Annotated in this window: 6 protein-coding genes; all 6 read left to right on the top strand. The window is 62.2% G+C overall.

Annotated features, from left to right (window positions below):
- Window positions 1-1,818: hypothetical protein (locus tag QZY03_RS20405; protein ID WP_295584046.1), on the top strand; the 1,818-nt coding region annotated here is incomplete at its 5' end.
- Between the two features lie 248 nt (window positions 1,819-2,066).
- On the top strand, window positions 2,067-2,366 hold the full coding sequence (locus tag QZY03_RS20400) for a GIY-YIG nuclease family protein (protein WP_295584048.1): 300 nt from the start codon (window positions 2,067-2,069) through the stop codon (window positions 2,364-2,366).
- A 167-nt stretch (window positions 2,367-2,533) separates the two neighbouring features.
- Window positions 2,534-4,210: a hypothetical protein gene (locus QZY03_RS20395; RefSeq protein ID WP_295584044.1), complete on the top strand. Its 1,677-nt coding sequence runs from the start codon at window positions 2,534-2,536 to the stop codon at window positions 4,208-4,210.
- Window positions 4,207-9,801, top strand: a complete 5,595-nt coding sequence (locus QZY03_RS20390) for a hypothetical protein (RefSeq protein WP_295584042.1) — start codon at window positions 4,207-4,209, stop codon at window positions 9,799-9,801. The genes QZY03_RS20395 and QZY03_RS20390 overlap by 4 nt, the downstream gene beginning before the upstream one ends.
- A 232-nt stretch (window positions 9,802-10,033) precedes the next feature.
- Complete coding sequence (locus tag QZY03_RS20385; protein ID WP_295584040.1) at window positions 10,034-10,999, top strand: DUF932 domain-containing protein; 966 nt, start codon at window positions 10,034-10,036, stop codon at window positions 10,997-10,999.
- Window positions 10,996-11,526 (top strand): DUF262 domain-containing protein, encoded by a 531-nt coding sequence (locus QZY03_RS20380; protein ID WP_295584039.1) that lies wholly within the window; start codon window positions 10,996-10,998, stop codon window positions 11,524-11,526. Before QZY03_RS20385 ends, QZY03_RS20380 begins: the two co-directional genes overlap by 4 nt.
- The last annotated feature ends 100 nt before the right edge of the window (window positions 11,527-11,626 follow it).

The raw sequence follows: 11,626 nt of genomic DNA, 5'->3' as shown, positions 1-11,626 counted from the left end.
GTCTCCCATCTGCTGAGCCTCTACAGCCAGAGCCGCCGGAGTAATGCCGGTACCCGCGGATTGGATGCCCTGGGCTTTTCTGCCTACGTGGAGACCGCACTGGACCGGGAACTGCTGCCGGCGGTGCTGGCGGGCGAGTTCCGGCTAGTGTTGATCTCGGGTAACGCGGGCGACGGCAAGACGGCTTTCCTCCAGCGGCTGGAGCAGGAGGTCCAGGTGCGCGGAGGAAGTCTGGACCAACGGTTGGCCAACGGCAGCCGTCTGAGTCTGGACGGTCGCCGCTACCTCATCAACTACGACGGCAGCCAGGACGAGGGCGGGAAGGACAACAATCAGGTGTTGCGGGAGTTCCTCGGCCCCTTTGCGGGACGGGATGCCGGTGCGTGGGAGGCTCCGGAGACCCGGCTGATCGCCATCAACGAGGGGCGGCTGGTGGATTTTCTGACCACCTTTGATGACGAGTTCCCAGCCCTGACAGCCCAGGTGCAACGCGCCTTCGCGACCGGTCAGACCGGGTCCGGGGTGGCGGTGGTGAACCTGAACCTGCGCAGCGTGGTAGCACCGGCCGCGGGTGGGTCAATCCTGGAACGAACGTTGAGCGACATGACTGCCGGCGGGAACTGGGGCGCCTGCGAGGGTTGCGATCTTAAGGCGAGTTGTTACGCCTTGCACAACGCCCGCAGCTTTCAGGATGGGGTCGCCGGGCCGCGCCTCTCGGAGCGCCTGAAGACCCTCTATACCATGGCCCACCTGCGTGGGCGGTTGCACATTACCATGCGTGATCTGCGTTCCGCCCTGTCCTTCATGCTGATCGGCAACCGGGATTGCGCGGAGATCCATGCACTCTACGCGGCCGGCCGGCATGAGGAGATCGCACGGAGCTATTACTTTAATAGTTCGATGGGCAACAGTTGGATGGGCGGCGGCCAACCGACGGCGGATCGGCTCATCGGGCAGTTGTGCGAACTGGACGTAGGCCGCCAGGAGGATCCGCGTTTTGACCGGGGGCTCGACTTTGTACAGCCCGACGACTGCGCCCTGTTCCGCTTTGAAGGCCGAGGGCAATTCGATTTCGAGGTCTTGAAGCGCCTGTTCGACGAGCTGCCGCGTGGGGTCGCGGAATGTTCACTCAGCGAGCGGGCGAGCCGACACCGCGCTTATCTGGCCATGGCTCGGCGGCGGCAGTTCTTCGAGCGGCGTGATAACGCCTGGGAGCGACTGCTGCCCTACCGCTCCGCCAAGCGGATGGTAGAGATCGTCCAGGGCGAGGGGTCGACCGCCGCCCTCACCACCGAGCTCCTGCACGCCATCAATCGGGGCGAGGGTCTGCAGCGGCCCGAGCGGCTGGGCAATTGCCTGGCACTGCAACTGCGTCCAGTGGAGAACGGGACCCATGGCGGCACAATCCGCAGCTACCGGCTGTTCCCGCTGGAGGGTTTTTCACTGGCAGTGCAGGCAATTGCCGATCGGGCACGCTTCGTTGAGCATCTACCCAGCGGCCTGACCCTACGTTTCCATGGACAGGGTCAGGGGGCGCTTGCCAGCGAGCTGATCATCAATCTGGATGTGTTCGAGATGCTGATGAGGCTCAATGCGGGCTACCGACCCAGCGTGGAGGAGCTGCAGGGCTTCTACCTGTGCCTGGGTGTGTTCAAGAACAGCCTGAATGCGCAACCCTATCGTGAAATGCTGCTGACCACCACGGGCCATGACTTCTACCGTCTGGTACGCCAAGACGATGGGCGCGTGGAGTTGTCTCTGCTTCCGGGAATTGCGGCAAGAGAAACGGTCGCGGTCGCTGTTGCGGGAGGGCAGTGATGGCCCGTGACCGCTCCGTCATTCCGGCCGGGAGCCGGAATCCAGGCCGGGCAGGGCAATCTTGCCGTCGGCACCGGGCTTGCGTTCGGCCTACCGTCCCTGGCCTGGGTCCCGGCTCCCGGCCGGGACGACGGGGTATGAGCGTTTTCTTATCGTCCGTCATTCCGGCCGGGAGCCGGAATCCAGTGCCAGGGACGGTCACTCGCCTAAGTCACCGAGCGGGCCTATTCAACGAGAGGTCAATGAGAATGGAGCGTCGCCCTGCCGTTTACATTCTGGCCAGCAAACGCAACGGGACCCTCTACATCGGCGTCACGAGCAATCTCCCGCAGCGCGTCTGGCAGCACAAGCAAGACTTGGTGGAAGGGTTTACCCGCCGCTATGCGGTCCATCGGCTCGTCTGGTATGCGCTGCTGGAGACGATGCCGGATGCGATCACGCTGGAAAAGCGGATGAAGGACTGGCCGCGGGCCTTGAAATTGCGTGCGATTGAAAAGCTCAATCCGGATTGGCGTGACCTTTATGACGATTTTGTCGCCGGTGATTGAGTGAATGGTTCCGCTACCAAGCCGCACCGCTCGCAACTCAATGGCTGGAACCTCCTGCCTCATGAAAATGCGCGGCGTACCATCCCTGGCCTGGGTCCCGGCTCCCGGCCGGGACGACGAATCTGTGGGGATGGGATGGGCCGCCGCAACGAGAGGAATGAGGGCTGATGATGGCTCTGCAAAAGAAGGACCGGGAGTTTCGGCTTCCCAAGGTCACCTATCTGGACTTCAAGCTCATCGAGATGGATCGGGTCCTGACGGGGCTCTTCGAGCGTCTGGAGCACGGGGGCTATCCGAGCGTCTTCAGGGACAAGCGGGAGCTGACCGTCGAACAGTTCGTCGATGAGATCATCGAGGCCAAGGGCAAATTCCCCGGCTTCGCCCAACATCGCGAGATCGTCGAGCGGTGGGTAGAGACCCACCTGATGGATATCGTCAATCGTGGGAAGCGCAACGCGGTCGTGGCCGGCCCGCGTCCGCTGCACGGCTACACCTACCGCTTCCGCAATCCCAAGCATTCGCGTGACTACGGTGCAGCCCAGCACCTGTACCAGATGCTGTATCACGCCCGGCATCTCGCCGGGCACAAGGCCATCGAGCACCTAAAAACTTTTTTTTTCGATGGCTTCGATAAGGTCACCCACAAGCTCGACGAGCGAGCCCTGACCGACATCGAGACGGCCACCCTGCTGCACTTCCTCTCCCAGCGCAAGGACGCGGCCGATACCCGCACCAGTGGCGATCGCTTCGCTCCGGTGTGCATCGGCGCCGCGGACCTGCTGGCAGAGGATATTCAGCGGCTGCTGTTCTACAAGCCGTTCATGCCGCGGGCGGTGATGGTGGAGTATCTGAAGCTGCTCCTGTCCTTCCATCTGGCGCTATACCACCTGCGCCTGCTCAAGCTGTTACCGGCCTGGCAGAAGCTCGGCGGCGCCAATCCACTCTGTCAGGAGTCGGCCTGCCCGATGCAACCCCGGGAGGCACGAGAACCCCAGGGCGATTGCCCATACCAGTTGGGGTTGTTCGTGGACCTTTCGGGGAATGCCGAGTCCGCGGTCGGACGGTTGGCCGAACGCAGTGCCGACGGCTATTTTCGCCGTATCCCGGGCTTTGTGCGTGCCTACTTTGGCGCGAAGAAGCTGGACGAATTCTCCGAGCATCTCTTGCGCCGGGGCAAGATCATTCGGCCGGTCGCGACAGTGCTGTCGGTCGGGGAACTGTTCGCGTTGCAGGGTGCACCCTTTGCCGATGAGCGCGAGAAGTTTTTCGGCGAGCGCCTGGCTGGACTGCTCGAATCCATTGCCGATGACGCCAATGGACTGGATGCCGGGATTGCGGCGCTGACCAAGCTCGGGCTCTCCGATTTCGAGACCTACATCGAGGTCCTGATGGCACTACGTGGGACTTTCCACCGCCAGTACATCATCGAAGCGCTCGACTCCCTGATGCAGAAGAATCGCGCGGGTGCCCTCCTGGCGCAGACCCGCGCCAAGAATGCGTCGCGGCGTTTCGTGCTGGACAGCCGTTTGCTGGAGGTCCTGTTGCAGATCGCCGTCCTGCGCCCTGGCGGAGACGCGGGCTACTTCACCGGTGCGCTGCGCATCGACGACCTGCTGGGCTTCCTGCGGGAGCGGTACGGGCTCTATATCGACGCGTTACCGCTCGGGGAGGGATTCAAGCCCCCGAGTATCGATGAGCGCCAGGCCCTGCGCGCCAACGTGCGGGCGTTCACCGCCAGGCTGCGCGAGATCGGTTATTACCGCGACTTGTCCGATGCCTATGTGACTCAGACGGTTGAACCGCGTTACGCGATCCCGGAACACTCAGGAGTAGCATCAGCATGAGCCAAGGTCTGGTGGAGCTGACGCCTGTCGAGTTCAACGCCGCGGTAGAGTCGGTCCTGCTGCCCAGGCTGGCGAGCGTTCTGGCGGGGCGCGAGGCCGGGCACTGCATGCGGGTGACGGATCTGGATCGGGAATTGATGGTCCGTTTGGCCGGTGGTCTGCGGGCGGCGGTGCCCCAGGCGACGGTCGTGGTTCTGGCCGATGAGTGCCTACAGACCCAGGCGCCGGAGCTGGCCGTGTCGAGTACCAAGTTGGTAGAGCTGCGCAACCCGCTGCCCGACAATGCCCTGCGTCCGCCTTTGCTGGTGTTTGTGCCCACCGATTTGCGCGCCTCCGCCGAGGATTCATTCGGGGTAGCCACCTTTGAGGAGTTGTCGATTCAAGGTGCCTATGCCGAGTTGATCCCGACGCTTTTGGGCCAAGTGCCCGCGAAGCTGCGCAGTCCGCTGGAGGCAGCGATCAACGACCTGCGTCAGGCCAATCCACCCTGGCCGTTTGCCGATGATGCCTCGGTCGTCCGTTTTCTGCTCACCGCGCAGGTGAACGAGTTTGACCCCGAGGCGATCGGGGCAGCGCTCTTCGAGCTGGCGCTGGTGCCTGACTTTGCGCTGCTCCAACAACCCGAGCGGGCGCCGGCACGCGTTGCGCGCAATCACGACTGCGTGCGGCGCGTCACTTGGTCGACCCATTCCGACCGTGCGCGTGCCCTGGAGTTGGAACTAACCGATCCGGCCTTTTGCCGGCAGCTCGGCGACTTTTTCGATCGGGCTGGTCTTGCGGATCCTAGAGACTGGACACAGCAGATCGTGCGCGACCGCGCGAACTGGTCCCTGGCCTTCAACCGTTGGGTCTTCGCGGACGGCGGCGTCAATCCGGATTCGATCACCATCGGCGAACTGGAACTGCCGGACCTTCCCATCATCAAGGATGACGAATCCGATCCGCGTTTAGGCGAGTTTGTCGGGCGCCGGGTGCTGCCGATTTCCAAACAGGGACTCAAGAAATTCAGCGTGAAATTCCGGGTCGTGCCAGTACCCTCCCGGGTGGCGGGTCTGGCTCGCTTCGTGGCCGAGGTGGTGTCGTGCGACAACGGTCCGACGGGGCTGCGGCGGCGCAAGGCCACCTGGACCACGGCAAAGGACTCAGGGACCATCGCGTTCTCATCCATTGCCAAGGTGGATTGGGAGGAGGGTTGGCACTTTGTCCGCGTCTTTGCGGAGACCGAGGAGGGTGAACGCATCCCGCTGATCGACGGGGAGGGAGAGCCGCTGCGTTCGTCGGGCGATGCCGTAAACCCGTCAGCGCGCCCCAACGAGAGCGACCTGTTCTATGTCCTGACGGATGATGACGTGGAGGTCGAGCCGCCGCAACGGGCGGTACCGCGCGATCCTAGCCTGACGCATGCCCTGCTCCGTGCCCGGTTTGCGGCGGTGGCCCAAGGGCGCGACCCGGCATCCGTGACGATCGCGGGGTGCGGATGGGTTGAGCGCCAGACCCGACCCGGATCCCGCTCCCGATCTGGGACTGGGTCCGCATCCAGTGCCCGCGGCAGCGACACGCTGGAGGTGCGCCTGGGCAATGAGGGGAAGGCGCATGTGCTGGTTCCTGGCGTGTTAGTCGAGTTGGAGCGCGCCTTCCTGATCGATCCGCAGATGACGAATCGCTTACGGCTGGCCGTGGCTGCCGCCGGGGGTTGTGACCGCTCGGACATCTCGTTCGAGTGGCCGGAGTCGGACGAAACGGTGCGGTTCCGCCAGGCGCGTGGCGCTTTCTTTTCGGCCCTATTACACGGCCCCCAACAGTTGCTGACTCAGGGCAGCAACCTGCTGGAGCTGACGCAGTCCGCGCGCGACTATGCGGGGGCCTACATCGAATGGCTGGAGGCGTTGCTGGCAAGGGCGGATTCGCCTGAGCCAGGGGTTGTCCGTGCGGCCTTTGAAGAACTGCGCCGTGCACTGACCCTGGATTGCGTGACCCTTGTTATCGAAGATTATCGGGGTCAACGCCGTGACGCCGTGCTGTTGGGGCCCACACACCCGCTGCGGGCCAATTGGCATGTGACCTGGGCCCAGCTGGGGCAGCACTGGATCGAAAAGGCCCAGGTTGCGGACCCGCAATTCGTGGTGCCGACGCGGGATGCCGTTCTTAAGCAACTGGTTCCGGCCGGTTTTCCGATGGTGTTGCCGTTCAGCGAGGAACCGGGCCGGTCCGCCCTGGTGGTGGATAATCTGACTCCCTTCTGGTCCCTCTACGCGGCACCCGACGAGAAGGACCCGCGCGGTCTGATCGGTGACCTGTGCCAGGCCCTGGGTATCGCAGAGCCGGCGATCGGGGGGACTGCCATCGACGGTCCCTATCTGGCGGCCCGCGTGCAACGCTACCTGATCCAACACCCCTATGTCAGCACTCTGACGATCAACGCCTTCAATGCAGGGCGGGCCGGCGCACTGGCGGAGATGTTGCTCGCCATCCAGAGCCGGGCGGAGTTCTCAGATCTCCGCTATGACATCCGTCTCTTCGTTGCTGACGCGGATGCCCCGGCCACCGGCGAGGCCCTCCTTGAGTTGCTGGCTCCCGATTCGGGCACGGCCGCGAAGGAAGCGGACGCCTTCTCGACCCCTACGGAAAGTCATCTGCGGCCCAAGCTCAGACTGGCGGTCCGGTCGCTGCGGGAGTTCCGCCTGGATCCTGAGGGTCACGCGGCCCATCTCTCGTTCCTCTTCGATCTGTTCCCGGCTGAGGAGATCCGCGCGGTAGATGTGCGGGAGACGGACGAGTCATCCTTCGTCTATGGCCTGGTGCAGCCGATCGCGACCCACTATCACGAGGACGATCAATCGATCACCTGGCTGCGCCGCCCGCTGCATGGCGTCGCCCAGGCCCTGGAGGGTGTGGAGGAACTGACGGACCTGTTGAGCAGCCTGGCGCGGCTGGTTTCGGTGGCATCAGCCTCGGTCGCCCGCTCCCAATACCTGCCCCAGGCCCGTCCGGTGGTGGCCTTGAGCCTGTCCGCGGACGAGCGGGCGATGCTCCACCAGGTGCACGAGGTCAGTGACTGGGTCATGACCATCGACCGCAACCTGGGGATCGAGTTTTTTGATCACCGCCGGCATCCGACGCGGCCCGACTACCTCATCGACCATTCGCCGGACATGGCCAATGCCATGACCCATCGCCTGGCCATCACCTCCCGGTCCGTGGCCGAGTTGGAGGCCCTGTTGGTTCCGATCCTGCGGGACTACGACCTGCCGGATTCCGGCAAACACGCCCTGGTGTTGTTGGACCAGTTGCGGTTTCTGTCTGGACGGCTTGCGCTGAAGTTGTTGTCCGCGCCGACGCAACAGGCCGAGGCTCTGGGGTTGGCCCTTTCGCGGCTGTTCCTGGAGCATCAGGGGGGCTTCCAGAACCAGGTAGTGGTGCCGCTGGATGCCCACCTGGAGTTATATGGGACGATGCGGCAGAACGCCGCCGAACTGGGCGATGCGGTCAGCTTTCGGCGGACGGACTTGGCGCTCTTCGATCTCGACCCCTTCACGCGCATCATCACGTGCCGTCTGGTCGAGGTGAAGTGTTACAGCCAGGTTGGCGATGTGGGGGCCTATACGCAGTTGAAGAACGGGATCGGCGAACAGATCGCGCAGACCGAGCAAGTCATTTCTCATCACTTCGACCCGGCGCGTTCCGAGATCGATCGCCCGGATCGGGCGATCAAGAACCGTGACCTGGCGGCGCTGCTGAGTTTCTATCTGGACCGGGCCGAACGGCATGGGGTGATTCTGCCGGCGGCGGCTGCGGAGGCGCGCTGGTTCCTGCGGCACCTTGATGAACGCGGTTATGGGCTGCGTTTCACACGCAGTGCCGTGGTGTTCGACTTCAGCAAGCCGGGAACGGAGCTGCCTGAGCATGAGAACGGGATCGAGTTCTATCGCATCGGCATCGACTTGATTCGGCAGTTGATCGATGCCGCGGTGGAGGAGACTGAATCAACGGCCAACCTGCGGGCTGCACCGGATGGTGATGTGACGCGGGAGCTGACGCAAATCTTGGTCAGGCGCCGCAGCCTGGCGCCTTCGGTGCCGACGTTGGGAACGGCGGCCTTCCTGAGCCCGGCGCGGGACCGGACCTTGGGCTGGACAGAGGCTCCGAGGGTGTCATACCCCGAACGCGCTAAACCCGCTGCCGCTGGGATTTCGGCGCCGGGTCGACCGGCAGAGGCCGTGGTGGCGACTCCAGTTCCAGCGGTGCCGGATCTGCCAGGTGGCGTGGACGCTCAACCTGAGGCGGTTGTAGCGAACGCCGAAGACGCGGCCCCGGTCGTTGTAGTGCACGGCGTAGTGGACGCTGGGAAGCGCCCTCTTAGTGAAGGAGACCCCAGTGGGGAACTGTGCGTTGCTTACGACGTCATGCTCGGGGCAACGGGCGCCACACCCCAGTATGGCCTGCTGGGTGAGGTCTCGGGCCGGAAGGTCGCACTGGACCTTAACCAGACTCATACCATCAGCCTGTTTGGTGTTCAAGGGGGCGGCAAGAGTTACACCCTGGGCAGCGTCGCGGAGATGGCTTCGCTACAAATCCCAGGCATCAATACGCTGCCGGACCCCTTGGCGACCGTGATCTTTCACTATAGCCCGACCATGGATTACCGGCCCGAGTTCACGTCGATGGTGGCTGCAAATTCGGTCGAGGACCAAATCCGCGCCCTGCGCGAGACCTACGGTGCGGAACCGAAGGCACTGGTGGATGTGTTGCTGCTGGTACCCGCCGACAAGTTGGACGAACGGCGAGTGGAATATCCCGGCATCGAGGTCCAGCCCTTGCAGTTTTCCGCCTCGGAATTGACGGCCACCCATTGGAAGTTCCTGATGGGTGCGCTCGGCAACCAGGCCAACTACATCCGTCAGGTGATGCGTATCATGAAGGGGATGCGCGACCAGATCACTCTCGCGGGGTTGCGGGCCGGCATTGATGCCTCGCCGATACCAGACCATTTAAAGGATGTGGCGCGCTCGCGCCTGGACCTGGCGGCAGAGTACATCAATGATGCGCAGTCACTGACGGAGGTCGTGAGACCGGGCCGCCTGATCATCGTGGACCTGCGCGACGAGTTCATCGAGAAGAATGAGGCACTCGGCCTCTTCCTGGTGCTGCTGCAACTCTTTGCCGATGCCCGTGTCGATGGGCGGGGGTTCAATAAGCTGGTCGTGTTCGATGAGGCCCACAAATACATCGAAAGCCCCGATTTGGTCGCCGGTCTGGTCGAGGTGGTCCGCGAGATGCGCCACAAGGGTGTGAGTATCATGGTCGCCAGCCAGGATCCGCCGTCGGTGCCGCTCAGCTTGATCGAGCTCTCCAGCCAGATCATCCTGCACAAATTCAACTCTCCCGCCTGGCTGAAGCACCTCCAGAAGGCCAACGCCGCGCTGAGCAACCTGACCCCGGAGCGGATGGCCCAGTTGAAGCCCGGCGAGGCGTACGTCTGGTCCAGCAAGGCGACTGACGATTCGTTTTCAAAGGGAGCGGTCAAGATACGCTGTCGGCCGAGGGTGACTGAGCACGGGGGCGCGACGCGGGTGGCGGTTCAGGATGGGTAGTCGCTATGTGGGGTTTGCATAATGGCGGGTAGTGGTGCGGAGTCGCCGACACCACGTCAGCCGGAGCACAGGGCACAGCAAGCGAGCTGGCCAAACGCCCTGGCTGCCGTCAGCAGGCGTCCGCACGCGGCTCTCAATACGACGGCAAGGCCGGCGATCGCATCAACGATCACCACTTGACGCTCGTCCAAAAATGACGCAGCCCACGCTAAGTGGGGAAAGGTATAAGAACATGACGAACGCCAGAGCCTGGAAGCCAAGAGACCCTGCAGAAGCGTTTTTCCCGGTGGAGACGCGAGCGCTCTACATGCCGGCCACAGATGCCGCCAATGAGTTTAAGCAGCTTAAGAGGCACTTTGCGGTGGTTGACGTGGAACGGCAGAACCCCTTCGCCGTGGTGACCGATGACTACGAGCTGGTAACCAATATGGCGGCATTTGACATGGCCGCTGAAGTGATGAAGAAGGTGTTCCACACCACACAGATCGGCGACATGGAGTGCTTGAACATCACTATGCCAAAAACCCGATCGTTCTGCCACATCGATTTGATCCACAAGACAGCGGACTTCTCGCCCTGGGAACAGGACAAGTGGACCGCGTTCCTGCGCATCAGCAACAGCTACAACCGCACGCGGCTGTTGCGCTTCGAGTTGGGATTTTGCCGATGGATTTGCTTGAACGGCATCATCTTTGGCAGCAAGAGCATTGAGTTCAGCTACGCACATACCCGGCGCGGCATGGACCGTGTCGATCGCTTCGTGGAGAACATTGGCGATATCCGCAAGCTGGAGACCGCGCTTACAGAAAAGCTGCACCAACTGAAGCGGTACCACGTGCCTGAGTCGGAGATGCTGCCGATTCTGTGCCGTGCCTTTGACATCAAGGCGACCAAAGATGTACTCGATAAACAAAGACGCGTCGACGATCTTCTGGCGTTGCGGGGACAGGTCCGGCACCTGACCAAGTCCTACTTCTCGGAGATGGGAGCGCACGGCTACGCGGCATTGAACGTTCTGACAGACTACGCCTCACGCCCAGAGGGCGTGATTGCACCAGAATCAAGCATGCACGGTCTCCAACAGAAGGCCGGCAATTGGATGGACGATTTCATCTCGGCCATTAAGAACACTGAATTCTCTTTCGACAGTTATCTGGCCGACTATCGAGAAACGGCCGGGGTGATAGAGTCCCTATGATTAAGTCGGTCAATAATTATCCTGTCTCGCAGCTCTTCGACATTGAAGCGAGCGTGGTCTACGCGATCCCGCGGTACCAGCGCGAGTACACCTGGAATAAGAGCCAATGGGAAACGCTGTTTGACGATGTGCAGGAGAACAACCCGGGGTATTTCCTTGGCTCGATTATCTGCATCAATCAAACCACCGACACACTGGCCGTACAGCGCCTGGAGGTGGTGGATGGTCAGCAACGGCTGACGACTCTGTCGCTCCTGTTCGCGGCGCTATACCAGTCGCTGAAGCACCACGAGAAGGAATTGGATGACGATCAGCGCGTGGAGCTGATCAACCTCAAGCGCAAACTCGTGCTGAAAAAGGGCGACGACCAACTTCGCGTCATCCCGCAGATTCAGAACAATAACCAAAGCGACTACCGAGCAGTTTTGTCTGACGTGGGTGTGATCAGCTCCTCTGATGCACCCGCCTACGCTGGTAACCGAAAGGTGGCTCTCTGGGATTTCCCGTGGCAATTTACCGTAACATAATCAATAAGATATTGTGCATCGTCAAAATTTACTGACCCCTGTCATGGTCGGCACTGCCGCACCGTAATGCGTTGATTTTTCAAGCATACAGCTTGTACCC

Source organism: uncultured Lamprocystis sp. (assembly GCF_903933125.1).
Lineage (GTDB): Bacteria > Pseudomonadota > Gammaproteobacteria > Chromatiales > Chromatiaceae > Thiodictyon.
The sequence above is the reverse complement of the archived record's forward strand: the minus strand, read 5'-3'. Positions and strand labels throughout refer to the sequence as shown.